The sequence below is a fragment of the Pseudomonas sp. IAC-BECa141 genome (assembly GCF_020544405.1).
GTDB lineage: Bacteria > Pseudomonadota > Gammaproteobacteria > Pseudomonadales > Pseudomonadaceae > Aquipseudomonas.
Genome location: NZ_CP065410.1, coordinates 3,265,382 through 3,289,943, shown reverse-complemented (window position 1 = coordinate 3,289,943; position 24,562 = coordinate 3,265,382). Strand labels below are relative to the sequence as shown.

Here is a 24,562-nt window from a genome sequence, read left to right as displayed (position 1 = left end):
CGCTGACTGAGTCCTTCGGAACTTGAAGAGGCTGTTCTTCAATTCTTCCATTGTCAGAGGATTCCACCATGCGAGCTATGACCTACCAAGGCGCCCACGACGTCAGAGTCGAAACCGTGCCGGATCCGATCCTTGAAGCACCCGATGACATCATCCTGCGAGTAACCGCCACGGCCATCTGCGGCTCGGACCTGCACCTGTATCGGGGCAAGGTCCCGACGGTCGAGCACGGCGACATCTTCGGCCATGAGTTCATGGGCATTGTCGAGGAAACCGGTTCGGCCGTGACGGCGGTGCAACGCGGCGATCGGGTGGTGATCCCGTTTGTGATTGCCTGCGGCGACTGTTTCTTCTGTCAGCATGCGCTGTACGCAGCGTGTGAAACCACCAATGCCGGGCCGGGCGCGGCGATGAATAAAAAGCGTATTCCACCGCCGGCGGCGCTGTTCGGTTTCAGCCGGATGTACGGCGGGGTTCCGGGCGGTCAGGCCGAGCTGGTGCGAGTGCCGAAGGCCAACACTGGGCCGTTCAAGGTGCCGGGAACGCTGGCAGACGAGAAGGTCTTGTTCCTGTCCGACATTCTGCCGACGGCGTGGCAAGCGGTGATCAATTCCGGCGTCGGCGAAGGTTCGAGTCTGGCGATCTACGGCGCCGGACCGGTCGGCCTGCTCAGCGCGGCGTGTGCGCGCATGCTTGGCGTCGAGCGCATCTTCATGGTCGATCACCATGCCTACCGACTGGCCTATGCGCAGCGCACCTACGGCGTGATTCCGATCAACTTCGATGAGGACGATGACCCGGCGGATACCATCATCAGCCAGACGCCCGGCAACCGTGGGGTGGATGGCGTGATCGATGCGGTGGGGTTCGAGGCCAAGGGCAGCACCACCGAAACCATGCTGGCCACGCTCAAGCTCGAAGGCAGCAGCGGCAAGGCGTTGCGTCAGTGCATCGCTGCGGTGCGCCGTGGCGGAACGGTCAGTGTGCCGGGGGTGTATACCGGGTTTATCCACGGCTTCCTGTTCGGCGATGCCTTCGACAAGGGGCTGATTTTCAAGATGGGCCAAACCCATGTGCAGCGCTATCTGCCCGAACTGCTGGGGTATATCGAAACCGGCCGCCTGCAGCCGGACGCGATCATCAGCCATCGGCTGTCACTTGAGCAGGCGGCGGAAGGCTATAAGATTTTTGATAAAAAACAGGAAGAATGCCGCAAGGTCATCCTGACCCCGGGCCGCAGCGATGTGCCGCTGGCCGAAACGGACGGCACGGCGCCGCTGGTGCCGGCCGTGTAAGCAAGCAGACCTGTGGCGAGATCCTCTCGCCACGGGATCATTGAGCGGGAGACGATCATGAAAACCATCTGTGCCTGTCTGGGGCTTTGTTCAGTGCTGCTGTTACAGGGCTGTTTCGAAGGTTCCAATGATGCGCCGAACAAGGACGGCGACAAAAGCAAGGCGTCGCTGCAGATCCAGAAAGACAAGGCAGCCGAGTCGGACAAGTGATCGGCCGTGCGGATAAGCGAGCGAAACTCAAATGCGCTCGCCGCGGTCAACCGGACAGTTCTGTTTCGGGACGCCTGCCATGTCCATTGCTGAAGCGACTGTTGATTATCTACGCGAACATTCACTGCTCCTGACCTCCGCCGAGTCATGTACGGCGGGAATGATTGTGACGTTGTTGTCCGAGGTCCCAGGCAGTGGTGAGTTCATCGAATGTGGGTACGTGGTGTACTCGCCTCAGGCCAAACAGCGCCTGTTGCGCGTCAACCCGCAGACCATTGAACGCTTCAACCTGACCAGCGTCGAGGTTGCCCGCGAGATGGTGGTGGGGGCGTTGCATGACAGCACCGCGAATGTGGCGGTGGCGACCACCGGCATTCTCGGCCCGGAGGACGTCGACGGTATCCCTGCCGGAACGGTGTGCTTTGCTTGGGCTTTTCAGTCGGCAGCAGGGCAGTATGTTTACTCTCGGCAAATGCGTTTTTCCGGCAGTCGCTGTGAGGTGCAAAACCAGGCCACGGAGTACGCGCTGCAGGGTATACAACAATTTCACCGTGCGGCACTGCAGGAGACGAGGAGTCCGGTTGATGACTGACGATGCCGACCACCCTGATCTACGCAGCCGGGACGTGCCGTTTCGCGAAGACATGGCCTATCAACTGAAGGTCTGGCGCTTCGAGCGCTGCGGCTGGTATGCCTTGGTGCTGCTGATGGTGCTGGCCATGGCGGGACTGTTTTCCAGAGGCCTGATCAGCAGCCGCGACGTACGCTCCGAGGATGGCCACGTCCGGGTGCAGTATGAAATGCTCCACCGTAACGGTTCGACCAACTCAATGCGCATCAGCCTCACAGCGGCGCCGGAAGCGACGGTGGAGCTTGAGCTGGCCGGTGATCTGCTGCAGGGCTTCAGCATCGACACTCTGCAACCGGAACCGCTGCGCAGTCGCAGTGCGGCCGATGGCGTGCGCTTCTGGCTGCAGGCCGACAAGCAAGGCCAGGTGAGTCTTTACCTGAGCCTGCGCGGCGACGGCCTGGGCTTGTATCGCAGCCACATCAGCACGCCAGGCTCCAGCGGCGTCACGCTTTCTCAATTCATTTTTCCGTAGGTGACCCATGGACTCGGTACTGCGTGCGGCGGTGATGTACGGGGCTTTGATGGTGCTGTTCAAGATCGCCGGCCGGCGTTCGCTGGCGGACCTGACCACCTTCGATTTCGTCCTGCTGATGATCATCGGCGAGGCTACGCAGCAGGCTTTGCTGGGCGATGATTTCTCCCTGACCAACGCGATGCTGGTGATCGTGACGCTGATCGCCATCGACGTCGGTTTCTCTCTGCTCAAACAGCGGTCGGACTGGGTGTCGCGGCTGATCGACGGCGAACCGACGATCATCGTCGAGAACGGCAAACTGCTGCACCGGCGTTTGCGGCATGCGCGGCTGATCGAGGCGGATGTTATGGAAGCCGCGCGTTCCAGTCAGGGTATCGAACGAATTGAGCAGATCAAGTTTGCGATCATTGAGCGCAATGGGAAGATTTCGGTGATTCCCAACGAGACTTGACTAATCACTTGGCAGGCTTAATTGCGGGTGACTTGTTTATAGCCCTCATAAGTCGGAAGGCAGGTCTATCCGAGTGCAATTTAAAAGTCTCGGTTTCGACTTGCCCTTGCGTGCTTATCAATTGTCTCTGCTATACGCCAGCACACGATCAGTGAAGTGCTGTGCCTTGTCGTGAGGCAGCGCATTAATCCTTTCCAGCTTCAGCAATAGTTCTACAAAATGGTCGGGCGCGTCAGATTTTTTTGAAGCGAGTCGGGTGCTGACTTCGATGATTGTCGTAACCAGTTCTTCCGGGTTGGCAATCGCCTCAGGCTCAATGGAATCGAGCATATCCAGATTGATTTGGCCCACGGGCGGCGCCATGAGAATCAGGCGCTGGAGAAGGTCGTTGAAGTGCGGATCGAAAGAAAGCGGCATGTCTTCATCCTGATTTTTTCGAAATTTTAAACTTCGGAATCAAGGCAAAGGGCCATGGTTATTGACTTATTCCTGTACAGTGAATTTGCTTTTGTACAACTCGATGTGAATATTATCGTTAGAAATAATTTTGGAACGTTAAAGGCAGTGCCCATTTTGTTAATTGATTCAGCAAGTTGGCAATAAATAGAACTTTTCCAGTTTTACCAGTCGTCGCCCTTGATGAAAAAAATGAAATTTTAGTTCGCGGCATCGATTCAGAACTGTGTGACGCAATTTATAACGACTCTCATCTCACACAGCCTGAGGGAATTGTCATGTTCTTACATAACAAGCGACTTCAATACACCGTGCGTGTTGCCGAACCCAATCCGGGACTGGCGAACTTGCTACTCGAACAATTCGGCGGCGCCCAGGGCGAACTGGCGGCAGCCTCGCGCTACTTCACTCAAGCGCTGGCCGAGGATGATCCGGGTCGCAAGGATCTGTTGATGGACATCGCCACCGAGGAGCTGAGTCACCTCGAAATCGTCGGCTCCATCATCGTCATGCTCAACAAGGGCGCCAAAGGCCGAGTGGCCGAAGGCGTGGAAGAAGAGGGCGAGTTGTACCGGGCCATCAACGGGGCCGGCAACGATTCGCACATCACCAGTCTGCTGTACGGTGCCGGCGCGCCGCTGACCAACTCGGCCGGTGTGCCATGGACGGCTGCATATGTCGATACGATCGGTGAACCCACAGCGGATTTCCGCTCGAATATCGCCGCCGAAGCCCGGGCAAAAATCGTCTACGAACGGCTGATGAACGTCACTGACGATCCCGGCGTCAAGGAAGCGCTGGGCTTCCTGATGACCCGCGAAATTGCGCACCAGTTGTCCTTCGAAAAAGCCCTTCATGCGATCCAGCCAAACTTCCCCCAGGGCAAACAACCCGGCATGCCGGAGTTCACCAACCTGTACTTCAACATGTCCCAAGGGGAGGGCAGCACGCGCGGTCCATGGAACCAGGGCGATGACTGGGAGTTCGTGGAAAGTCCAGAGCCTGCGGTGAATGGCGGCGACGGCAGCGCCAGCGTTCAGCTCAGTGCCGAGGAAGAGGCGCTGCTGCTGGATATGAAAGCGCGAACCATGTCCGACCCGGACAGCAACCCAATCACTGGCGCAGATCTGGGCGCGGGTGTTCAGGGGCAACCCGACGCGTGACGACCGGGACCGCATGCCGCAACGGCGTGCGGTTTTTCAATCGATAAGATCCGAGGTACCGCACATGAATCAGAACTCCGGGGTTTCCAGCAGCGACCTGGCACAGTCGCTGCCCAGTCGGTTTAACGCAAGCGTCACGTCGTTTGATCGAACCGCGCAGCAGATCACCGAGACGTTGCGCCAATCCGTGCTCGACTCCAGCGGCAAACGCTCTACCGGACGCTAGGAGGCGACATGTCACTCAGCTCATCGTCGACGCCAACGCCGCAGCGCAACGGGTGGAGCATGGCGTCCAGCGGCGGTTGGCCGGGCGTGTTGTTCTGGGCAACGCTGTTGCTGGTCAGCGGCCTGCTGTTGTTTAGCGGTTACTCCGCGATGGTCGGCGCAGACAAGGGAAACCTGCGCCTGGCCACCTTGGGTGGCCTGTCAGGATTCGGTGCGACCGCGTTGGGTGCGGTAGTGGCGATCATCCTGCGCGATATCAGCTCACGCACTCAGGACATCATGCTCGGCTTCGCCGCCGGCATGATGCTGGCCGCCAGTTCCTTCTCGCTGATCCTGCCGGGTATCGAGGCCGCGCAAGCGCTGTGTGGCAATCCGTTGCTGGCAGCCTGCGTGGTCGTATGCGGCCTGGCCCTGGGCGTTGGCTTGATGGTCGGTCTTGATCGTTTCGTGCCTCACGAACATCAGCAGATCGGCAGACGCGGGCCCGATGCACAACGCATCAATCGCGTCTGGCTGTTTGTCCTGGCGATCACCCTGCACAACTTGCCGGAGGGCATGGCCATCGGCGTCAGTTTTGCCAATGGCGACATGAAAGTCGGCCTGCCATTGACCACCGCGATTGCCATACAGGACATCCCCGAAGGTCTCGCGGTTGCGCTTGCCTTACGCGTCACCGGGATCTCGGCTTGGCGCGCCGCACTGATCGCGATCGGCTCCGGTTTGATGGAGCCGCTGGGGGCGGTGGTCGGGCTGGGCGTGTCGAGTGGCTTTGCCTTGGGCTATCCGATTGCGCTGGGGCTTGCGGCGGGGGCGATGATTTTTGTGGTGTCGCACGAAGTCATCCCCGAGACCCACCGCAATGGTCACGAGACGCCGGCGACGCTCGGTTTGATGCTGGGCTTCGGCGTGATGATGTTCCTCGATACCGCTTTGGGCTGAACCAATAACACTTAATCCATGAATCGAAAAATGCTTTGAACACCTGCTCGGCAGGGTGAGTCACCGGTAATGAAAGCCACATTGGCGGACACGCTGAATGTCTCGCCCAGAACACTATCCAACCATCAGAAGGAAGTTAGAAATGGCTAGAAAAACTGTTGAAGACCTGTTCATCCATGAGCTGTCCGACGTTTACAGCGCCGAGAAGCAAATCACCAAAGCCTTGCCGCGCCTGGCGCGCGCCGCGACCAATCCGCTGCTTGCCGAAGCCTTCACCTCGCACCTTGAGGAAACCCAGGGGCAGATCGAACGCATCGACCAACTGGTGGAACTGGCCGGGCTGAAACTCAAACGCATGAAGTGCGTAGCCATGGAAGGACTGGTCGAAGAGTCCAAGGAGCTGCTCGACGAAATCGAAAAAGGCGCGGTGCTGGACGCGGCGCTTATCGGTGCGGCGCAGAAAGTCGAGCACTACGAAATCGCCAGCTACGGCACGCTGATCGCGATGGCCAAACACCTGAAACTCGAGGATGCCGTCACCTTGCTGCAAGCCACGCTAGCAGAAGAAAAGGGCGCCGATGAAAAGCTGACGAAGATTGCCGAACAGGGCGGTAATCAGGCGGCGACCCTCGAAAAAAAATGAGGGGTTGAAGCGCTCCATATAAAACGCCACGGCGATTAAGCATGCCGTGGCGTTTCAGAGCAACATGGAGGAAAACATCATGCAAACCGAATATCTGTGGATCGCCGCTGCGGTCCTGCTCCTGCTGTTGGACCTTTGGGCACTCAACAGCGTGATGCGCAGCGACAAGCCGTCCGCGACCAAGGCCGGTTGGGCCGCGCTGATCTTCCTCGTGCCGTTGCTTGGCATGGTGATCTGGGGCGTTTCGGGGCCGCGCGGCATTACCAAAGGGCCTTCGTCGCCGGAGCACAGCAAGGGCTGATCAGGCCCAGACGATCTGCAAAGGTTGAGTAGACTTGATGCCTGTAGGAAGCGAAAGTCCTGAATGATCAGGGCTTTTGCTTACCACTCTGACAGTGCGCATTCCCCGCCCGCCGCACACCGACAAGCTGGCAATTGCCGGATACAGTTCGTCGATTGCGGTTTCAGTGATGAAACTTGCCGCGTATCGGATGTACAAAAGAATCATGCATATACAGGTTTTCGCGTGAAACTCCGGCAAGAATCCATCTTCCCACCGGCTCCAGGACAGCCCCCGTTATAGAGCACAGCCGTGATTCCGTCAGACGACTTCAGATTCCGCTCCCACGTCCTTCTGGTCGAGCTCGATGCTGCGACCACGCAATTAATGATGTTGGTCGGTGCGGGTGAGATTTCCGGCACGCAGTGTGATGAAGCGCTCTCGCGCCAAAGTGCTGCTTATAAGGAATGGATTAGCGCTGTAGCGGGCATTTCAATTGATCCCATGCCTGCGCTGGATGGTCATGCACCGGGGGATCCGCTCGGATCCTGAACCAGCAGAAAAGCGGCGCGGCGGGAAAAGGCACCGGCGCTGGAATCCTCGTCCAGAACGCCGGCAGCGAGCATGGTCACTCGACGATGCAGATCCAGCGATGGTTGTAGCGGTACGGCGCCCGCGTGAAGTGGACATCTGAAACCAGCGTCATTCCACGCTCCTGCAGCGCTTCGGTCAGTTGTACAAGTGTCTCTGCCTGGATAGTCATTGCTGTTACCTCGTCAGATTTACTGCGTTCATCTTTCTTGACCGGGTGATCAGGCTGCTGTTTCAATTTTTCTACTAGGTTGTTGAGGTTGAGAAGGTCTCAGGCGACAGCTCGGAAAGACGAGCGTTCCTATCAGGACCTTTTGCATAAAGCCGCTCGGATCAGCCATTCGTCCAATGACCGGCACTTGTCGCGACCTGACTCTTCACACGTTTAAGCAAGGACTCCCATGCACCGATCGGAGAGGCATCATGGAAATCGACGAGAATGCACCAGGCAATCAATCGCAACAGGCAGCGACACGCTCGACTGACAATGAAACAGATCATGATCCTCGGCCTGAAGATTCGGTGGTACCGCTACCGCCGAATGACGAAGCACCCGTTGATGAAGATATGACGGACGTAGCCGCGACAAACTCTGTATCTGCAGAACACCCGGAAGCCGGGAGTGGCGCAAGTGCCCCGGTGTCTGTGAAGACTGGCACAACAGATGTCCAGGACGGCGACGTGAAGGAGCCTCGCGGCATACCCTCCAGCGACCCTGAATCTGGGGCCTTAACGAGTGGATTCCCTTTTGCCCGCCCAGCGCGGGCTTTTTTACTGACGCCTGTTAAGTCTCTTTCTCGCCTCGTCCCAAGCTTTTTTGCCTTCCAGCGTTTTGGCATCCGCGGCATCTCTGGCGTCTTTGTAACGTTCCATTGCCTCGGGGGAGTCGGCCGCATGGGTTAGCAGTTCGTAGGCGATGGCATTGAGTCGATCAGCCTCTTGAAACAGTTCATTACTGCGCCCGGTCGCTGCGTACCAATCGGATGTGGTTAGGGGTCTGGATCTGGATTTCATATGTCCTCCCATTCGTTTGAGCTGCGCTCTATCGACATGTAGAGCGCTTCCGGCGATGCACTATTTCTCCATTTGCGTCGCTCCGATGTCCTCCCAGGTGACGGCAGTAGTGGCCCGCCACTTTACGTCGGCGATTCCAAATCGTTCTGCCATGGGTTTTGTGAACCGCTTGAGAGGAGGGCGTCCGGGTTTGGGTATCGGAGCAATACCCGCGTCGCAGCTCGCCCACTGCCAAGCCTCTGCGTTGTTCATCAGTTTGGTGCGAATGACAAAAGACTTCGGTCTTCCATGGAGCTTGTACTCAATCACAAAAATATCTACCGAACTCACGAGTTACCGCTCCTTTTTGGCTCATGAGGTAGTGATTTTTGCTGTTAGAAAAATTCAAAGAATTGTCTGACAATTCCTAAATTGATGATTTTGCTCACATTTAATGTGATTTTATCTATACGCGAACTATTCGTTTGTAGAGGTTTTAGTTTCCATCATGCAAACGGAGTCGAGCGCATGGAGTTATTGCCGCGCCTGCTCGACAAGTTCGACAGGCTGGGATTACTGGTTTCAGGACTGATCGGTGCCGTCGTTGCGAGCTGGAGGGGGATTCGATGGTCGATGGAGCGACTAGCAAGGGCGCTTGGCGGCAGACCAGGGGGCCAATGCCTCTGCTTTGCCATTGCTGCTCAAGCGCAGCGGGTTTGCCGCAGGCAGCAGCGCGCCCATCTGTTCCAACTGTCCGGGCGCCATGCTGCCAGGGACGGTTTGTGCCGGCCCTGAGGCATTCATGCCGCACGGTCAGAGCATCAACAGGATCGAGCCGCTGTGCTTGCGCTGGATAGAAACGATTCATAGAGAGCGGAGCTGATTTCCTAAGTCCCAGAAACGACAAAGCTCTGAATAAATAGGGCTTAGTCGGTACAAAATATGGCGGAGGCGATGGGATTCGAACTCATGGACCTGTTGCAGTCGAAGGTTTTCAAGTCCATGTCTCACGCAAGTAATTTCAATGGGTTATGGCCCTAAGTATTCCGCTTTGCTTGTGTTCAAACGTCACTCGGTACGGCCGCTAACGGCCAGAAGCGGATATCGGCAAGCGGCTGCTGTCGGCCAAAAGCGGGAGTTTGCAAGCGATCGCTGACCACCATTACTGAGCAGCGGACGTCTAACGTTCATCTGCTCTCGGTAGCAGCTCTTCAATCGCATGATGCAATGCATCCAAGTGCACGGGCTTTGCCAGGAAACGCGAATTAGGCGGGAGCATACCGGGCGGCAGCACGGTATTTCCAGACATGATAACGACAGGCAGTTCAGGCCACCGCAACCAAATCGCTCGAGCCAAGTCCAACCCATCTATCCTACCCGGCATGCGCACGTCGGTGATCACCAAGGCAATGGGTGTAGTGCCCTCTAATACGATTAGCGCCTGGTCAGCACTGGATCGTTCGATTACCTCATGACCGACAATCTTTACAGCCTCCGCCATCACTGAGCGCAAAAAGCCGTCGTCCTCGACCAGAAGTATATTGGATGACACGGTGAAACTCCCTTGGGCTCAAACAAGATGTCGACCATTTATCAATCAAGAACTCATCGACTTTTCGATGCCTTCATTCAGGTCTAGTCTTGACAACTAAACTTCGCTCGACGTCACTTCCTCCGCATAAACCCAAGGACAACGATGAGACTTCACCAGTTCATTCTACAGCATATCGAGCAGATTCTGGCGGCTTGGGAAAGCTTCGCCCGCTCGGTGGAGACAGCTCTGCCTACCATGGATTCAAAAGGACTGAGGAATCATTCCGAGCACATCTTGAGGACGGTAGCTCAAGATATGCAAACCCCTCAGACAGAGAGACAGCAGGTTGCTAAATCTCTCGGTCAGGGGCCTAAATCGGACGAAGACTCGCCCGCGCAGACGCATGCGGTGACGCGATTTGTGGCAGGGTTTTCCATGGATCAGATGGTTTCAGAATATCGAGCCCTCCGATCGAGCGTGCTCAGGCTTTGGCTGTCAGAGTCTCGCATCGAAGATGCGCATGATGTGCAAGACATCATCCGCTTCAATGAAGCAATAGACCAAGCGCTCGTGGAGTCGATTGCGAGATACGGTGAGGCCGTGGAGAGCACGCGTAAAACTGTTCTGGGCGTACTCGGTCATGACCTGCGCTCACCGCTTGGGGCTGTGTTGATGGCCAGTGACATGTTGCGTAAAAACGTCAATATGACTGACAGGGACCGGAGGCTGGCAGAGCAAATCAATGCGAGTGTAAGTAGGGCCAATCACATGGTCGGCGATTTGCTCGACCTGGCCCGCTCAAATCTCGGCTCGGGTATACCAGTCAATCCAGAAGAGACTGACCTATCGATTGTGTGCACCGCTGTTGTTGAAGAGTTACGCACCGCGTTCCCTCAGGCGCAGATCGTTTCGAATGTGAGTGAACGAGTAGCGGGGAGGTATGATCCGTCCCGCATAGAACAAGTTTTCACCAACCTGATCGGCAATGCGGTCAGACATGGTGACTCACTGCAACCCATCTATGTGACTTTGTCTCAAAATGATGATTGCTCAGTTTTCAGCGTGCAGAATCGGGGCGAACTTATACCTGCAAGCGTAATACCCCATCTTTTCAATCCCCAGGCGCGTTACTCAAGCTATGCAGCAACTGAAAAAGGATCGACCGCCGGCTTAGGGCTGGGACTGTTCATTGCGTCTGAGATCGTGACAGCCCATCGAGGAAAAATCGGGGTGGTTTCGACACCTGAGCAGGGCACTATCTTTAGGGTTCAGCTCCCAATCTTCCAATGATCTATCTCACGTTATCTAGCTGTAAGCTCGTCACCGTCTACACTCAAGTTTGACCCTCATGATCTCTTCATACCCGCCTCCCTTGGCGGGTTTTTTTATCGCGTATCACATCCATTCTCTGCGCATAACGTTCATTGCATGACAGCCAATGGTCGATAACCAACGTTCATGACCGACCGCTTTCGGCCAATAGCAGCCATCCAATGATGTCTATCAAAGTGCTGACATGAACCCGCTTCAGCCGAAGATGTATATGCAGTCGTCAATATGTTCCAGTTCCTGTCGCGTGTATCGGGCGTGGCAATATTGTCGAATGTCCTCCAGTATTCCCCTGATAGGAACTGGCTGCGATGGGTCTTCAATCAACTCAATCAAGAGCTGATAATCAGGGGCTACCGCTTTGAGGTATTTCTCTATTAGCTCTTTGAGTGCTATTCGAGCTTGCTGATCGGTTAGCATTGCTTCTCCGGCGAAACAGGCGACCCCTTCGTGATAATCGGTAATAGTCGCCAGATGCGTTTCAGAGACTTATAGGGTTTAAAAGTGAGACTTATTATTTACCTTTGCTTGCATTTTTCAAGCTCGCTTTGACTGTTTAATTTCGTATCCAAGCCAAGTCGATACTTGCAATAATTAATAACCAGGCTTCGCTCCGCCCCACTTAGCTCGCTTAATTTTTTGTCATCTGATTCGTACGCATAAATATTTTCAAATTCTATCTGAAATGTAGGGCTCTTTTTGATAAAGAATACTTTTTCCGGGTAGGCGTCCTCCATTTTTTCGTAAAAGCCTATATAAAGTATGGCGATAATCGTGGTTGATAATATGATTAACAGCGATTTCATGATGAAGGCGGTCGCAAAAGTTTGGTTTTAATTCGAAGGTTTCTTACAAGCTCCATGCCAATATTACCAGGGCATATTTTTCCTTCGCCGGCTTGCATGGGGAATTCACGGTGCCCACCTAACGTTGTCACCCTGAAAACGCTGGTCAGGGCCTGAATCAACGTCAGAAGGGTATCAATTTGTATGGCAGGAATTTTCTGGTCCATATTGCCGTTGATGCTTTCGAGGGCTTGGCGAGCAAAAGCGACTATATCGCCTCCCTCTTCGGCGGTAGTCAGGTTTTCCAGCAAAACGATACCAATCACACCTGTGTTGTAGTTATGTACGCTTGATCCCTTGAATCGTATGTCACGTCCTTCGAAGACTTTACCCGTACAATCGATGCCATAGTGATAGCCGATATCATCAAACTTGGCCTGATGCTCACTCTGGATCGCGCGCATTTGTCCTGCACCAGCACCGCAGCCTACACTTCGCCCTGCGTGGTGAAGGGCGATCATCGAGTAGTCCCAATCATCCACCATTTCACCTTTTGCTTTATGTGCTCCCCATGATGATCGCTCTACAAATTCGCACTTGTTTTTGCTGAGTAGTCTGATGATCGCTTCTCTAGTGGCAGCTCTATCGTTGACCGTGATAATCGTGGGAGCAACTGGCGCACCGGGTTTGACTTCAGCCGCTTTTGCTTCGGTAGTAAATTTTTCAGCCATTCTGGGTCAGTCCATTAGTTCGTCAAGCGTGCGAGCTGGAGAATTGAAATCAATGCTCATGGAAATATTGGCATCTTTGACTGGAGTTTTGATCTTCGCTATCCCAGCGCTATCGGTGACACCTGTGATCTTTTGACCATTTACAGTCGCAGTAAAATTTCTTCCGACTAGAGGTTGCCCCGTCTCGCTATCAACGATACTGAAAGTATGCCCATAAGTTTTCTGCAGTAGCAGCGGGAGTGGAGGTGTGAACGGTGCAGGAGTATGGGAGTCGCCGATGATCACCGTTCCCGAGCCACCAATAACTACGTCGCCGTGTGTGCCGGTGGTTCCCACCAGCGCGGCATTTTTGCCATTGATGAACACCGTCGCAGACACTGCCGAGTCCAAAGCGCTGCCACAGGTGCAAGTGTCGCCTTTCGCCGCAGCTGCGAGGCCGTCGAAAAATACATCGGGAGATCCGGACGCAATGGCTTTGGGCCCGTGCCCAGGCATAGGGCAACTGGTGGGGTCAGTCAAGCGTGCAGCTGGCTTTGCCATGTATGACTTCCTGTCTACGATTTTTTCCAAGGGCGACTGTATCAGAGTTGCGCCGAACAGTGGCTCAAGGCATTGCTCTGGTTAGGCAGATGTCGATGAGCGTCAGCTTTCGGCCAGAAACGGACGTTGGCAAGCGGCCGCTACCGGCCAAAAGCGGACGTTTACCTTGGCTCGATTTTGGGTTTTTGAGGCGCCTACAAAACCTAGGGCAAATTAACTTGGACTTTGTGGGAAATCCTCAAGCGCCTCGAACAATTGGCCCGACCACAGAAAGAGAGCCGTCAGCACGCAACATATAATGTTGTTAGCTAGGTATATTAACCTGGCCCCTTGGTGCACAATCTCTAAGCCAATTTGCCATCCCTACTACAGGCGCACGCTGCCCAGTCTGTCCCACTAACACTGCACGGTAAAATCCAGCATTATTGATAGCGGCAGTGGCAGATTTACTTGGCTATACACATCCACCCAAGGTGGGATACGTCTGAACATGAACGAAGACGAGTACGAAGAAGCGATCCGAACAGGCCTTCGCAACAATGAAGTTCTGAAGCTTGTGCACAACTACTGCTCCCACGCTCGTGTCGTCAACCGCGGCGGGGTCGGTTTGATTGCGCAGGTAACCGGGCTTCCGCTCGGAATGCTTGGCGTGCACTGTGACCACGCGCCAGCATCTGGAATGGCAGGTTGGTTTCTCGAACCCATTGCCGTTGATTTCTACGACCGGAATTGCGCTCATTGCGATAAGCGTGTGGCCGTTCGAATGCCCAGTTTGGTGTCGCTAGTTGATGAGCGAGATCGGGCTCTAGAAAGACAAAGGGAGGCCCAAAAGAAAGCTCAAGCCCGAGCTGCAAAGGCCCATCAAGGGAGGGTTGCGCAGAGGGCTGCTCTCCGAGTGGGGCAGAGCGCTGCCTGTTGCTCTCTTCTCGACGACCTCGACACACTTGATGCCTGCTCATCGGATGAGGTGAAGATCCGCATCGTCGAGACAGCTAAGCTCGCTCCGGAAGTCTTCATCGCTCCGATTATTGAGTACTTCTTCGAGCTTGCCACCTCCGACAAAATGAATTTTAAGGAGCAAGCACTTTCGATTCTACGTCTAGTCAGTGCAGACAAGCCTCGTCTTTCCGAAACAGCATTCGACTGCCTTGCAAAGCACGATGCTATCGAGGTCGCCGCGGATATCGTCCTGGCGTACCCAGGGATGGTGGCACCAGCGAAGGTGGAGAGGGCTGTACCGGCACTGATAGCTCTTGCCCGGCTTCCTCAAGCACAGCTTGCTATAGATGAGCCGATCTCAAAGCCAGAACCGCTCAAAAAAATTTACAAACTTTGGCCGGTGTTAGTCCGCAATGCAATCCAGCGCCTACTCGACTCGAAGCAGTCCTATCCAGTTCGTTTGGGTGTAGCCGCTTTGCACGTCCTGTTCAAAGATGATGCTGGACTGCTTCCCAGCTTTGCTAGGACAACGATTTCAAAGCTCGCCCGTGCGCACTTGTTATTTGAAAAGGATCCTTCTGATCGAGAGCTTGGAATGGTGTGCGGCGACCTAAGGCGTATCGTCGTAGAAGCCCTCCTTGCTGCGCCTGAAAACACCGATGCATTGATCTCTGAGTTTTTCGACAGCGCATCTTCTGAAGGCGAGGAGCGCTTAACCCAGATATATGAAGAGCTTTCGCGGCACTCAATACGACTCGTTGAGGACTCTAGAGGTGCAATGACGTCCTCTGACGTTGCCGCGTATGTGGTGGTGCTGAGGCGTCTTCTCAAGCTCGCAGGAACGTCTACAAATCAAAAGGTTCTGCGCCTCGTTGTTCAAGTGTTCAGAAACGAGCCAGATGAAATCGTCGCAGCTGGAAAGCGGAACATTGATGCTTTACTCGGCACAGCGGCTGTTTTAGATGCTCGCATTGAAGCTTTTGAAGCGGAGCGAAACACCACGCCAGCAGCCAACTTCAACGAGTACCTTGAGGCCCAGAACTCAGTAACCACCCTCTACCAACTCCGCGACTTATGTGCGCTGATAGCTGCCAAAGCCGCGAAGGGAAGTGAACGGCTCGTTATGTCTTACGTAGAATTTCTCAATAGTATCGATGAACAAAGCGATGGACTGAGCTCCACAATTATCAAAGCCACTCCATGCCTAATCGATAGCCCCTCCACACTAAATGTTGTTCTACCTCCCCTCTATTCATCGCTGGTCGGAGTCTCAGTTCGTAAACGTGCAGCTGCAGTTGAAGCTTTAGGAGAGCTAGGCAGAGCTCGTATTTCCGATCTCCCTGAGCTTGTACTAGAAGCGTTTGTACTGTTGTTGCTGGATCCGTATGTAATGGTACACAAGGCGGCCGTAAGCGCTCTTTCCAGCATCGATCTACCAGAGCATCTAGAGCGACGTGCTGGGGAGGCTCTGTTGCAGCTCATCCCCTACTACAATGGCAAAAAGGATGAGCACAACTTTCTGATACGGTGCATTCGCTTACACGTATCTCGGTTCGCATCCTCTGAACAGCTTCAGTACGGTCTTGGCAGTCTCTTCATCAAATTTTTGATGACAGCACCTGCCAATCTTCACGTCCGTGACCTCTCACGAATGGGGAAAGCGCTCGCTGCTTCCTCAAACTTTGCTGACTTGGTGATTCACACGCTCGATGATCTAGAACTGAGCGAGCACGGTGAAGAGGAAGCCAGCAGCCTCGTGCATCTAATTCCAGAAGCGGTAGCTCTGCAGCGGGCCGACGACTTAGTCGAATTGATTGAGCGACGAGCTGGACGCTTTATGCTGGTTGGGGCAGTAGTGGAGCTACTGTCTCGCGTTGGTGCTTGGCCCCAAGCTGTTTCGGCGATGCAAGCCTCTTGGGAGGCTGTTCCAGATACGGCGCCGGAAAGACGCCTCAAGTGGCATCGGAGACTTCATGTGATTGCCGTGCAATTTGAGGCTGCCGTCGCTGCAAATGATCCCCCCCGCCAGGAAGCCCTGCAAATGGAATGGCTTCAACTTGAAGAAACCCTCAAGGAGGATGAAAAACAATATGCAAGCAGACGTAATTCTCTCCCAAGCTTTCTACAGCCGGATTCGGGCAGTTGAAGCACTGAGGTCGTTGGGGGCTGGAAAGACAGTCGAGCCAGAGGTTCTCAGAGCTATCAGTGCAGAGCTGGACGAAGCTTCACTTCGGTATGGACGAGCGATAAACGGAACTACCTACAGCGCCTTGGCTGGCCTGCTGCGGCTTGTTGCCAGTCTTGCTGAATGGAGGGAAGGTGTGCTCGCTGCCAGTGACGGAGTGGAGCGTTTTTTACGAAGCGCCTTCGAGCGATATCGCATGTGGCAGAATGAATATGGCGAGCAGTCCGCTGCTCAATCGCTCGTTAAAGCCGCTGAGTCTCTCCCGCGCGTAGGGTCACTTTCCGATTTCGAAGACCTCTGTGTAGCAATCGCTTCGGTACCTTTGCCTGTGGGCGCTTTTTCCAAAGGGGCTCGGAGTATGCCCCAGTTCGTTGACGAGCAAACGCCTCCTCCTCTCCCCACCGAGCTGTCGGTGGCTTTCCTTAAGTTCCAAATTGATGGGCAGGCCGCTGGAAGTATTCACCACCTGACACCATTAGTGCTTCATGACCTTGAAATAGAAGTACGTGTATCACGCTGGCCGGAATCTGCACTAACGCTGAGACTGTCCCCTATCTCAACGGAGCTGCGTACCAGCTACGACCTCTCAGAGTTCGTGTTCGACAAACCTGCGGGCGAACCACCGTACACACTTTTCCAGCGGGGGCGCGCTGCCCTGCAGCTTGCGCAAGGGATGAATGCACGGCCCTACGAGTTCAAGTACTCAGCTGCATTCGAGCCAGTCAGTTCAGAACAGCCAGTAGCCATCGTAGGGCACCGAACGCTTCTCATCGAAGGTCTTGATATCCGGTCAAATCCCATCACTGGCTATCCGAAAGTTGACGAGAAAATTCTGAGCATTCGGGACTTTCTGCGTCGAAATGGTCTAGTAAATAGCATCGAACTTAGTGATGTGCTTGAGGTGCTCAAGGTTTTAGGAGGAGTGGCGGGGCGTGCCATCCAGGACGCTGAATTCGATGGTGTTTGGTCAGAGGCGCAGTTTCAGGATGCGATTCGCAAGGAGCTTCGGCGCAACCCTCAAATTGGCTCTGATCTTGACGAACATCCCAAAGCTTCAGGCGGGATCACAGACCTCAGCTATCGCGGTATCGTTATCGAGCTGAAGTCCTTACCAGCTGGAGTCAAGGTGATAGAGGACTGCCAAGCCTATGTTGAGCAAACCGCGAGTTATGCAGTATCCAAGGAGAAACGTGTTGCTGTGCTCTGCGTGCTCGACTGCAGAACAAAAACTGCCGCTCCATGGCCTGCCGGAGAAGGCATCGCAATTCTAAAGTCCCAACCACCCGCCGACGTATCGGTGATCACTATTGTTGTGCAAGGGAATATCACTCGGCCAAGCAAATTGTCGAAGTAAATGGCATTGATCTGAATGTATTAGAGGAGAGCTAAGCTCTTTTCCCCAGTACTGATTGTGCGCCGGTGAACGTTCGTAATTGGCCGGTAGTCACCGCATTGTGAATGTCCGCTTCTGGCCGGTAGCGGTCGCCTGCCGACGTCCGCTTTTGGCCGTTAGCTGCCGCTCTTGAACGTCCAAAAGCGGACTCTCTTAATCCACTTATACGACCGAAGTGCGGCATTACCGGTCCAGATTTCAACTCGCCCTGAATGGCTACGAAGCAAAAATGGCGGTAGCATTCGATTCACTCGGCTTAAACAGCCTGTTTTTCAGATCAGGGTCGCATAGTGGAAAAGCTAAAACGCCTCCAAAGTGGAATCGAAGGGCTCGACGCTCTGCTCAAAGGAGGTCTGGTCGCGGGCGCTTCATACATAATCCAAGGGCGGCCTGGGTCTGGGAAAACGATCCTCGCCAACCAGCTTGGGTTTCATCATGCGAACAATGGAGGCCGGGTTCTGGTCGCCACGCTGCTGGCTGAATCACACGACCGTCTCTTTCAGTTCCTTTCTACTTTGAGTTTTTTCGACGCTTCTAAAGTAGGCGCCGAAATTCAGTTTGTCAGCGCGTTTGACACCCTGGAAAACGAAGGATTGGACGAAGTGGTGAAACTGCTTCGGCGCGAAATCAGCCGTCAGAAAGCCACAGTTATGGTTGTGGACGGTTTGCTCAATGCACGCTCGAAAGCCGATTCTCCCATCGACACCAAGAAGTTCATCTCGGAGCTGCAAGGGCATGCAGCTTTCGCTGGCTGCACCGTGCTATTTCTCACCAGCTCCCGGCTCGACGATGGCAGTCCTGAGCACACCATGGTTGATGGTGTTATTGAGATGGGTGAGGAGCTGTATGGCACTCGCTCAGTGCGTCGGATTCAGCTTCGTAAAACTCGTGGCAGTCCAGCAATGACCGGCCTCCACGAGTGCGAAATCACCGAAGATGGCCTAGTGGTTTATCCGCGACTCGAAAGCCTTTACAGCCATCCATCCTCTCCAGACAGTTCGGATATGACGCGTATCGCCAGTGGCATTAAATCACTGGACGACATCTTGGGAGGCGGTCTGCACAGCTCGAGCGTGACTCTTGTAATAGGCCCATCCGGGATTGGGAAAACGACCCTTGGCCTCAAGTTTCTGGCTGAGTCGACAGTGGAAGCTCCGGGCCTACATTTTGGCTTTTACGAAAGTCCACAACGGCTGCGGCTCAAAGGAATTTCCCTTGGTATCGATATCAAGGGAATGGAAGACAGCGGAGCGCTGAGCATTGCCTGGCAGCCTACTACTGAAGGCTTATTGGATGGGTTAGGCGCACGTCTGCTGAGTCTCGTTGTAGAAAAGGGCATCAAGCGTGTGTTCATAGATAGCCTTAGCGGCATGACTCGCGTTACGACAAATCCGGCGCGGATAACTGATTTTTTCAGTTCTCTGATGAACGAGCTTCGATCCAGGGGCGTTACGGTATTCGCATCCTGGGAAATGCGCGATTTATTCGGCTCCGAGGTCAGCGCACCAAACTCTGACCTGTATAGCATCGTCGACAATTTGATGTTGATGCGATTCGCTGAGAATCACTCTGAACTAAGCAGGACGCTTTCCATTCTTAAAGTACGAGACAGCTCTTACGACCCCTCGCGATTCGAGGTCGTCATCTGTGATCAAGACGTTTTCCTGAAGAAGGCTTCAAGAAATGAACCTTCAGTTCCCACTGAGTCAACGCCTGGTTCAATATTTTAAGCCTTTGTGCGGGTTGAATTAACATGACCACCATCCTGGTCGTCGATGACGAGTATCTGATCGCTGACATTCTCAGTTTTGCACTGGAGGATGAGGGCTTCATGGTGGTGACGGCCAGCAATGGCCAAAAGGGGCTCGAGGTACTTGATAGAGAACGTCCAGATTTGATCATCACCGACTTTATGATGCCGGTAATGGATGGCCTGGAGTTCGCCGCGGCCGTCCGCGTCCTTCCTTCCTGTAAGGATTTGCCGATTATTTTGATGAGCGGCGCGCAGGCGCATATAGGCATGCAGAGATCGGATCTGTTTGACGCGGTGCTGCCAAAGCCATTCAGTATTGACGCGATTACTAACGAAATTAGAAAGCTACTTTCTCTCGAATAGACTTGTGTCGTGCTGATGATCGACACAATTTGTCTTAGATTTTCCTCACTGCGTGAGCCCGCCTATCCGGGCTTTTTTATTTCAGTCAAGAGCAGTCATAGAGCATCCACGTTTTTACAGTCGCCACATGACCGTTTCTGGCCGATAGCAGCCTTTGAAGAGTGATAGGTGGAATTCCTACCTATGTTCAATTGGCCCCACATCTAGTCCACGCGTGGGCACCCTTTCTCGCCACCTCGGAAACCGGGCAATCTGTAGCCTATCTACCACGTCCGGTCCGTCATCTTTGATCCACGCTCAGTCTGCTGACTGATCGTCTTTCCATGAGTATGGCTCAACTGATCGGCGATCCAGTCAACCGGCGCTCAGTGACGGCCAGGCCTCTCTACAGCCCGATTTCTTTCCGCAATTTATTTTGAGGTGCTGATTTTACTGTCTTAGAACGGATAAGAAATTCGCGCGATGCGGAAAAATCATGTTTCTAAGCGCATGATTTAAAAGAAAAAAATTATGGACTTAAAATCCCCCGCTCGTAAGGGCGTGCCGGTTCGATTCCGGCTTCGGGCACCATCTTAAATCAAGGGTTTGCGGGCGAATGCTGATGCAAACCCTTGTTTGTTTCCGGTCCGCAATTTCGACAGTGGTCCGCAATTCACTTCGTGGGCATGACTCTTTTGCCCTTGCGATTTCGAATGTACTGCTCGGTCATCACGACAGTGGTATGCCCAGGTTGATCCTTGGCCTGCATGATATCGCCACTCGATTCCGCCTTGTCGGTGCCAGCCTTGGCGCGCAGATCGCGCATTTGGAACTCGGCCTTTTCAACTCCAGCGGCCTCCCGGGCCACATCAAACCGCCTCCGCAACATCGCCTCCGTCATCGGGGTGCCATCCTCTGTCACGATCAGCCGCGTCGAGTGGACCTTGTGCCCAGCTTTACGGGCCATGATTCGATCAATCAAAACCTTCAGCTCGCCAATGACCTCGATTCGCCGTTTGGCCTTCGTTTTTCCAATCAGCTCGTCGCGAATGGACGATTCGCCGCTACTAACAAATGGTATTGAGCTGTCGATGATACCTGCGAAAATCTGGACTGGACTAAAGCTCCGACACAGTCCGCTCATCATGGCGATAATGGCACCTGCATCGCGTCCTTCGCGTTAATGATTGCAGACGAATTCGTTCAAACTTCGCAGGGAAATCCATTACTTCAAAAGCTATACCATTGAAGGGAGTCAAGCACTGTAGGAGAGCTGCTGGGAGCTTTGTGTCGCCCAGCCGACGGCGACTCAGGCGCTGTCGGCTAGGAGCCGGTTCACTCCTTGATACCACGTAAACGCAAGGCGCGGCGGCGCATGATTTCAATCGCCACCAACAACATCACTGACCCCAGAATCAGTAACGTAGCGGCGGCCAAGATGGTCGGGCTGATCTGCTCTCGCATCCCTGACCACATTTGCCGAGGGATTGTGCGTTGCTCGATGCCTCCGAGAAATTGCACCACCACTGCTTCGTCGAACGAGGTAACCATGGCGAAGAGGCCTCCGGAAATGATTCCGGGGCGAATTAGCGGGAAAGTGATTCGCAGGAAGGTATAGGAGGACGATGCACCCAGGCTCGAAGCGGCCCGTGTCAACGAGTGATCGAAGCTCACCAGGGTCGCAGTCACCGTGATGATCACAAACGGTGTGCCAAGTACCGCGTGGGCGAGAATGATCCCAAGATGGTTATGCGCCAGGCCCAAGGTGCTGTAGAAGAAGTACATACCTGCCGAGGAAATGATCACCGGGACAATCATCGGTGAAATCAGAGTGCCCATCAGCAGTGCTTTGCACGGCAGGTTTGAGCGACTGAGCCCCAGTGCCGCCAAGGTGCCAAGCAGCGTAGCGATCACCGTCGAACTCGCGGCGATGATCAGGCTGTTTTTGAATGACAGTAGCCACATTGGATCTTCCAGCAACTCGTGGTACCAGCGACTGGAAAACGCTGCCGGATCGAGCTTGAGCATACCGCTGGTGAAGCTGAAATAAGGCTCGACGTTGAAAGACAGTGGAATAACTACCAGCACCGGCAAGATCAAAAACAGCAGCACCAACAGACCGAAGCCGCGAACGCCGTAGAACCAGGTGCGCCCCAGCGGGCCGGTATAACTTGGAAGGCTCATTTTCGGTTACCCCAGTTTCATGTTGCTGATGCCGACCACACGGTCGTACAGCCAATAGAGAAATAGCACGATCAACAGCAAGATGCTGCCGATGGCCGCGGCCAGGCCCCAGTTGAGTGAGGTTTGCATGTGGTACGCGATGAAGTTGCTGATGACCTGGCCGGTACGCCCGCCCACCAACGCTGGCGTGATGTAGTAACCAATGGCGAGGATGAACACCAGGATCCCGCCAGCGCTCAGGCCCGGCAGAGAAAGTGGAAAATAGATGCGTACAAAGGTTCGCAACGAGCTGGCACCCATAGAGTGCGCAGCACGGATGTAGGTCTGATCGATGCTCTTCATCACGCTGTACATCGGCAGCACCATGAACGGCAGCAGGATGTGCGTCATGGCGATGACCGTGCCCCACATGTTGAACATCAGATCCAGTGGCTGGGCAATCAGGCCGAGCTTGAGCAGGGTGCTGTTGAGCACGCCGCTCGATTGCAGGATCACCATCCAGGCTGTAGTGCGTACCAGCAACGACGTCCAGAAGGGCAGCAGTACCAGAATTATCAGGACATTACTGACTTTGGCCGGCAGCGTGGCCAGCATGTATGCCAGCGGGTAGCCCAGCAACATGCATAGCAACGTGATGCCGACGGTCATGGTCAGGGTCTTCAACAGAATGCTGACGTAGATCCGCCGGCTCTCGGGTTGACGTACCACGTTGCCCTGATCGTCGTATTGCAAGTCCAGGGCGGCCAGATAGTGGATGCCCGAATACGCAGGCGCCATGGATTTGAGTTGTGCCCAAGTGCCGAGTTGCCCCCATCGACTGTCTATGCTCACCATTCCCGCTGCATAGTTTCCGCTGGCAGGTCTGGACTTGCCCAGCTCTCGCGCGGTTTTGCTGAACAGGCTTTGGAAGCCACTTTTGACCCGGTTGAGATCAGAGCCCACTCGGTCTAGCTGCTGACTATGATCCAGGCTGACTATTTCTTCAGCCAGTGTCGCGTAAACCTGTTCATTCGGCACGGCCTTACCGTCCCAGTCACCCAGCGCCTGGCTGGTTAGCGGCATGTAAGTCGATAGCGTTCCATTTTCTACACTGCGCATCAGCATGGTTCCGATGGGCAGCAGAAAGAACACCGTGATGAAGGCCAGCAAAGGGAGAACCAGCAGCAGGGAACGAACCTTATTGACCCGTTCTGCTCTTTGTAAACGGACGCGCAGGCTCGGTTGCGCATGGTCATCAAGGACTTGCCCGCTCAGCGGCCGGGCGGCATATGAACTGCTCATGGTGGACTCCAGTGAAGAGTGATTGGCAGGCGTCATGGCTCAAGCATCCAGCGCGCGACAGTCGTCGACAGCCCAGCCCAACATGATTTGCTCACCGACACTGGGACAACTTCGTCCAGCGGCATTGACAACCTTGACGATGAATTCCGAGTGCCCGGCCAATTCCAGGCGGGCGCGTAAGTGGTCGCCGTGGTAGATGACCTCGAGAACGCGAGCGGGCACACGGTTCTCACACTCCCACTGAGCCGGGTTCATCAACACGCGCTCGGGGCGAATCGAGAGGGTAGTAGGTGAGCCCACTCCCGAGACTTTTACCGCACGGGCCTTGAGCAAGTGCTCGCCAACACGCACGGTGCAGTATCCATTCTCGATCGCCGTGACCTGGCCGTGCAGGCGGTTGTTCTCACCAATAAAGCTTGAGACAAAAGCGGTTTCCGGTTTTTCGTAGAGATCTGACGGATTGGCCAATTGCTGCACGATGCCGTCGTTGAAGACCGCGATGCGATCAGACATGGTCAGGGCTTCACTCTGATCGTGGGTGACGTACACCACGGTGATACCCAGTTGCTTGGACAGACGCTTGATCTCGTACTGCATCTGTTCGCGAAGCTGTTTATCCAGCGCGCCCAGTGGCTCATCCATCAGCACCAGTCTGGGCTCGAAAATCAGCGCACGGGCCAGTGCCACGCGTTGCTTTTGCCCCCCGGAAAGCTGCGCCGGCATGCGGTTGCTCAACTTGCCCAGGGCAACCATGTCCAGGGCTTGGGTCACACGCTGTTGAATCTCGCTGCGACTGAAGTTACGCACCTTGAGCGGAAAGGCCAGGTTCTCGGCAATGGTCAGGTGCGGAAACAAGGCATAGTTCTGGAACACCATACCGATGCCGCGTTTCTGCGGCGCAATGTCGTTGACAGGCTTGGCGTCGATGCAGATTTCCCCGTGGGTAACGGTTTCAAACCCGGCAAGCATCATCAGGCATGTGGTCTTGCCCGAGCCGGAAGGTCCCAGCATTGTGACGAACTCGCCTTGCTGAATATCCAGGTTGAAGTTCTTCACTACGAGCGACTCGCCGTCGTAACTTTTTTGAACATTGCGGAAACTGACAAACGATTGTGAATCCATGGGGCACCTATTGTTCTTGTTCGAATTGCGCTGGAATAACGCCGCGCTTCGCTCCGCGCTGAAGTAACGGCGTCACGTGTCCCTGAGTTTTG

At 54.6% G+C, this 24,562-nt stretch carries 26 protein-coding genes and 1 pseudogene; 17 read left to right on the top strand and 10 right to left on the bottom strand.

All coding sequences use genetic code 11. The features are described 5' to 3' along the window. Positions 1-68: 68 nt before the first annotated feature. From I5961_RS14975 to I5961_RS14955, 5 genes are all read left to right on the top strand, one after another. Positions 69-1,295, top strand: a complete 1,227-nt coding sequence (locus I5961_RS14975; protein ID WP_227232697.1) for a zinc-dependent alcohol dehydrogenase — start codon at positions 69-71, stop codon at positions 1,293-1,295. Between the two features lie 57 nt (positions 1,296-1,352). Continuing rightward, entirely contained in the window at positions 1,353-1,505 is a 153-nt protein-coding gene (locus tag I5961_RS14970) for a hypothetical protein (RefSeq protein WP_170928918.1), read from the top strand. A gap of 79 nt (positions 1,506-1,584) precedes the next feature. Further along, positions 1,585-2,097 carry a CinA family protein gene (locus I5961_RS14965; protein WP_227232696.1) on the top strand — a complete coding sequence of 171 codons (513 nt, stop codon included), beginning with the start codon at positions 1,585-1,587 and terminating at the stop codon, positions 2,095-2,097. Further along, positions 2,090-2,608 (top strand): hypothetical protein, encoded by a 519-nt coding sequence (locus tag I5961_RS14960; protein WP_227232695.1) that lies wholly within the window; start codon positions 2,090-2,092, stop codon positions 2,606-2,608. The genes I5961_RS14965 and I5961_RS14960 overlap by 8 nt, the downstream gene beginning before the upstream one ends. 7 nt (positions 2,609-2,615) lie before the next feature. Next, on the top strand, positions 2,616-3,062 hold the full coding sequence (locus tag I5961_RS14955) for a DUF421 domain-containing protein (RefSeq protein WP_227232694.1): 447 nt from the start codon (positions 2,616-2,618) through the stop codon (positions 3,060-3,062). Positions 3,063-3,179: 117 nt separating this feature from the next. On the opposite strand, the gene I5961_RS14950 is transcribed toward I5961_RS14955, so the two are convergent. Further along, a complete protein-coding gene (locus I5961_RS14950; protein WP_227232693.1) occupies positions 3,180-3,479 on the bottom strand; it encodes a hypothetical protein in 300 nt (99 codons plus the stop codon). 317 nt (positions 3,480-3,796) lie between these two features. Here I5961_RS14950 and I5961_RS14945 point away from each other — a divergent pair, with 317 nt between their 5' ends. The 6 genes from I5961_RS14945 (at position 3,797) to I5961_RS14920 (ending at position 7,320) form a co-directional block, all read left to right on the top strand. Further along, positions 3,797-4,681 (top strand): manganese catalase family protein, encoded by an 885-nt coding sequence (locus I5961_RS14945; RefSeq protein ID WP_227232692.1) that lies wholly within the window; start codon positions 3,797-3,799, stop codon positions 4,679-4,681. A 64-nt stretch (positions 4,682-4,745) separates the two neighbouring features. Beyond that, entirely contained in the window at positions 4,746-4,907 is a 162-nt protein-coding gene (locus tag I5961_RS14940) for a hypothetical protein (RefSeq protein ID WP_227232691.1), read from the top strand. A gap of 8 nt (positions 4,908-4,915) precedes the next feature. Then, complete coding sequence (locus I5961_RS14935; protein ID WP_413541579.1) at positions 4,916-5,845, top strand: ZIP family metal transporter; 930 nt, start codon at positions 4,916-4,918, stop codon at positions 5,843-5,845. A 142-nt stretch (positions 5,846-5,987) separates the two neighbouring features. Beyond that, the gene (locus I5961_RS14930; protein ID WP_085654118.1) at positions 5,988-6,488 is read left to right on the top strand and encodes a ferritin-like domain-containing protein; all 501 of its coding nucleotides are present in this window, start codon (positions 5,988-5,990) and stop codon (positions 6,486-6,488) included. Positions 6,489-6,567: 79 nt separating this feature from the next. Next, on the top strand, positions 6,568-6,789 hold the full coding sequence (locus I5961_RS14925) for a PLDc N-terminal domain-containing protein (protein WP_227232690.1): 222 nt from the start codon (positions 6,568-6,570) through the stop codon (positions 6,787-6,789). Between the two features lie 291 nt (positions 6,790-7,080). Beyond that, complete coding sequence (locus tag I5961_RS14920) at positions 7,081-7,320, top strand: hypothetical protein (protein WP_227232689.1); 240 nt, start codon at positions 7,081-7,083, stop codon at positions 7,318-7,320. Between the two features lie 76 nt (positions 7,321-7,396). Here I5961_RS14920 and I5961_RS28650 read toward each other — a convergent pair whose 3' ends face one another. Then, positions 7,397-7,531, bottom strand: a complete 135-nt coding sequence (locus tag I5961_RS28650) for a hypothetical protein (RefSeq protein ID WP_264373523.1) — start codon at positions 7,529-7,531, stop codon at positions 7,397-7,399. A gap of 251 nt (positions 7,532-7,782) precedes the next feature. On the opposite strand from I5961_RS28650, the gene I5961_RS28700 reads away from it, so the two are divergent. Continuing rightward, positions 7,783-8,262 (top strand): hypothetical protein, encoded by a 480-nt coding sequence (locus tag I5961_RS28700; RefSeq protein WP_319633868.1) that lies wholly within the window; start codon positions 7,783-7,785, stop codon positions 8,260-8,262. Between the two features lie 171 nt (positions 8,263-8,433). Here I5961_RS28700 and I5961_RS14910 read toward each other — a convergent pair whose 3' ends face one another. Both I5961_RS14910 and I5961_RS14905 read right to left on the bottom strand, forming a co-directional pair. Further along, a complete protein-coding gene (locus I5961_RS14910; RefSeq protein ID WP_085654122.1) occupies positions 8,434-8,703 on the bottom strand; it encodes a DUF6555 family protein in 270 nt (89 codons plus the stop codon). An 829-nt stretch (positions 8,704-9,532) separates the two neighbouring features. Further along, complete coding sequence (locus I5961_RS14905; RefSeq protein WP_227232688.1) at positions 9,533-9,904, bottom strand: response regulator; 372 nt, start codon at positions 9,902-9,904, stop codon at positions 9,533-9,535. A 144-nt stretch (positions 9,905-10,048) separates the two neighbouring features. On the opposite strand from I5961_RS14905, the gene I5961_RS14900 reads away from it, so the two are divergent. Further along, positions 10,049-11,176: a sensor histidine kinase gene (locus tag I5961_RS14900; RefSeq protein WP_227232687.1), complete on the top strand. Its 1,128-nt coding sequence runs from the start codon at positions 10,049-10,051 to the stop codon at positions 11,174-11,176. Between the two features lie 841 nt (positions 11,177-12,017). On the opposite strand, the gene I5961_RS14890 is transcribed toward I5961_RS14900, so the two are convergent. Together I5961_RS14890 and I5961_RS14885 are read right to left on the bottom strand one after the other, a co-directional pair. Beyond that, the gene (locus I5961_RS14890; RefSeq protein WP_227232685.1) at positions 12,018-12,731 is read right to left on the bottom strand and encodes a peptidoglycan recognition family protein; all 714 of its coding nucleotides are present in this window, start codon (positions 12,729-12,731) and stop codon (positions 12,018-12,020) included. Between the two features lie 6 nt (positions 12,732-12,737). Continuing rightward, a complete protein-coding gene (locus tag I5961_RS14885) occupies positions 12,738-13,271 on the bottom strand; it encodes a PAAR domain-containing protein (RefSeq protein WP_227232684.1) in 534 nt (177 codons plus the stop codon). A gap of 490 nt (positions 13,272-13,761) precedes the next feature. Here I5961_RS14885 and I5961_RS14880 point away from each other — a divergent pair, with 490 nt between their 5' ends. The 4 genes from I5961_RS14880 (at position 13,762) to I5961_RS14865 (ending at position 19,904) form a co-directional block, all read left to right on the top strand. Beyond that, positions 13,762-16,356, top strand: coding sequence for a hypothetical protein (locus I5961_RS14880; RefSeq protein ID WP_227232683.1), 2,595 nt, complete (start codon positions 13,762-13,764; stop codon positions 16,354-16,356). Further along, on the top strand, positions 16,289-17,749 hold the full coding sequence (locus I5961_RS14875; protein WP_227232682.1) for a hypothetical protein: 1,461 nt from the start codon (positions 16,289-16,291) through the stop codon (positions 17,747-17,749). The genes I5961_RS14880 and I5961_RS14875 overlap by 68 nt, the downstream gene beginning before the upstream one ends. Before the next feature lie 329 nt (positions 17,750-18,078). Then, positions 18,079-19,518 carry an ATPase domain-containing protein gene (locus tag I5961_RS14870; RefSeq protein WP_227232681.1) on the top strand — a complete coding sequence of 480 codons (1,440 nt, stop codon included), beginning with the start codon at positions 18,079-18,081 and terminating at the stop codon, positions 19,516-19,518. Positions 19,519-19,541: 23 nt separating this feature from the next. Continuing rightward, entirely contained in the window at positions 19,542-19,904 is a 363-nt protein-coding gene (locus I5961_RS14865; protein WP_227232680.1) for a response regulator, read from the top strand. A 652-nt stretch (positions 19,905-20,556) separates the two neighbouring features. On the opposite strand, the pseudogene I5961_RS14860 reads toward I5961_RS14865, so the two are convergent. From I5961_RS14860 to I5961_RS14845, 4 genes and pseudogenes are all read right to left on the bottom strand, one after another. Further along, positions 20,557-20,943 (bottom strand): annotated as a pseudogene (locus tag I5961_RS14860) (tyrosine-type recombinase/integrase); the annotation flags it as partial. Positions 20,944-21,218: 275 nt separating this feature from the next. Then, a complete protein-coding gene (locus I5961_RS14855; protein WP_085701970.1) occupies positions 21,219-22,067 on the bottom strand; it encodes an ABC transporter permease in 849 nt (282 codons plus the stop codon). 6 nt (positions 22,068-22,073) lie between these two features. Continuing rightward, the gene (locus I5961_RS14850; RefSeq protein ID WP_227232678.1) at positions 22,074-23,348 is read right to left on the bottom strand and encodes an ABC transporter permease; all 1,275 of its coding nucleotides are present in this window, start codon (positions 23,346-23,348) and stop codon (positions 22,074-22,076) included. Positions 23,349-23,387: 39 nt separating this feature from the next. After that, positions 23,388-24,470, bottom strand: a complete 1,083-nt coding sequence (locus I5961_RS14845; RefSeq protein ID WP_227232677.1) for an ABC transporter ATP-binding protein — start codon at positions 24,468-24,470, stop codon at positions 23,388-23,390. Between the last annotated feature and the right edge of the window lie 92 nt (positions 24,471-24,562).

What these genes read in the sequence shown, in the direction of transcription:
- I5961_RS14975 (WP_227232697.1), top strand. Translation starts at nt 69, where the DNA reads ATGCGAGCTATGACCTACCAAGGCGCCCACGACGTCAGAGTCGAAACC.
- I5961_RS14970 (WP_170928918.1), top strand. Translation starts at nt 1,353, where the DNA reads ATGAAAACCATCTGTGCCTGTCTGGGGCTTTGTTCAGTGCTGCTGTTA.
- I5961_RS14965 (WP_227232696.1), top strand. Translation starts at nt 1,585, where the DNA reads ATGTCCATTGCTGAAGCGACTGTTGATTATCTACGCGAACATTCACTG.
- I5961_RS14960 (WP_227232695.1), top strand. Translation starts at nt 2,090, where the DNA reads ATGACTGACGATGCCGACCACCCTGATCTACGCAGCCGGGACGTGCCG.
- I5961_RS14955 (WP_227232694.1), top strand. Translation starts at nt 2,616, where the DNA reads ATGGACTCGGTACTGCGTGCGGCGGTGATGTACGGGGCTTTGATGGTG.
- I5961_RS14950 (WP_227232693.1), bottom strand. Translation starts at nt 3,479, where the DNA reads ATGCCGCTTTCTTTCGATCCGCACTTCAACGACCTTCTCCAGCGCCTG.
- I5961_RS14945 (WP_227232692.1), top strand. Translation starts at nt 3,797, where the DNA reads ATGTTCTTACATAACAAGCGACTTCAATACACCGTGCGTGTTGCCGAA.
- I5961_RS14940 (WP_227232691.1), top strand. Translation starts at nt 4,746, where the DNA reads ATGAATCAGAACTCCGGGGTTTCCAGCAGCGACCTGGCACAGTCGCTG.
- I5961_RS14935 (WP_413541579.1), top strand. Translation starts at nt 4,916, where the DNA reads ATGTCACTCAGCTCATCGTCGACGCCAACGCCGCAGCGCAACGGGTGG.
- I5961_RS14930 (WP_085654118.1), top strand. Translation starts at nt 5,988, where the DNA reads ATGGCTAGAAAAACTGTTGAAGACCTGTTCATCCATGAGCTGTCCGAC.
- I5961_RS14925 (WP_227232690.1), top strand. Translation starts at nt 6,568, where the DNA reads ATGCAAACCGAATATCTGTGGATCGCCGCTGCGGTCCTGCTCCTGCTG.
- I5961_RS28650 (WP_264373523.1), bottom strand. Translation starts at nt 7,531, where the DNA reads ATGACTATCCAGGCAGAGACACTTGTACAACTGACCGAAGCGCTGCAG.
- I5961_RS28700 (WP_319633868.1), top strand. Translation starts at nt 7,783, where the DNA reads ATGGAAATCGACGAGAATGCACCAGGCAATCAATCGCAACAGGCAGCG.
- I5961_RS14900 (WP_227232687.1), top strand. Translation starts at nt 10,049, where the DNA reads ATGAGACTTCACCAGTTCATTCTACAGCATATCGAGCAGATTCTGGCG.
- I5961_RS14890 (WP_227232685.1), bottom strand. Translation starts at nt 12,731, where the DNA reads ATGGCTGAAAAATTTACTACCGAAGCAAAAGCGGCTGAAGTCAAACCC.
- I5961_RS14885 (WP_227232684.1), bottom strand. Translation starts at nt 13,271, where the DNA reads ATGGCAAAGCCAGCTGCACGCTTGACTGACCCCACCAGTTGCCCTATG.
- I5961_RS14880 (WP_227232683.1), top strand. Translation starts at nt 13,762, where the DNA reads ATGAACGAAGACGAGTACGAAGAAGCGATCCGAACAGGCCTTCGCAAC.
- I5961_RS14875 (WP_227232682.1), top strand. Translation starts at nt 16,289, where the DNA reads ATGAAAAACAATATGCAAGCAGACGTAATTCTCTCCCAAGCTTTCTAC.
- I5961_RS14865 (WP_227232680.1), top strand. Translation starts at nt 19,542, where the DNA reads ATGACCACCATCCTGGTCGTCGATGACGAGTATCTGATCGCTGACATT.
- I5961_RS14855 (WP_085701970.1), bottom strand. Translation starts at nt 22,067, where the DNA reads ATGAGCCTTCCAAGTTATACCGGCCCGCTGGGGCGCACCTGGTTCTAC.
- I5961_RS14850 (WP_227232678.1), bottom strand. Translation starts at nt 23,348, where the DNA reads ATGAGCAGTTCATATGCCGCCCGGCCGCTGAGCGGGCAAGTCCTTGAT.
- I5961_RS14845 (WP_227232677.1), bottom strand. Translation starts at nt 24,470, where the DNA reads ATGGATTCACAATCGTTTGTCAGTTTCCGCAATGTTCAAAAAAGTTAC.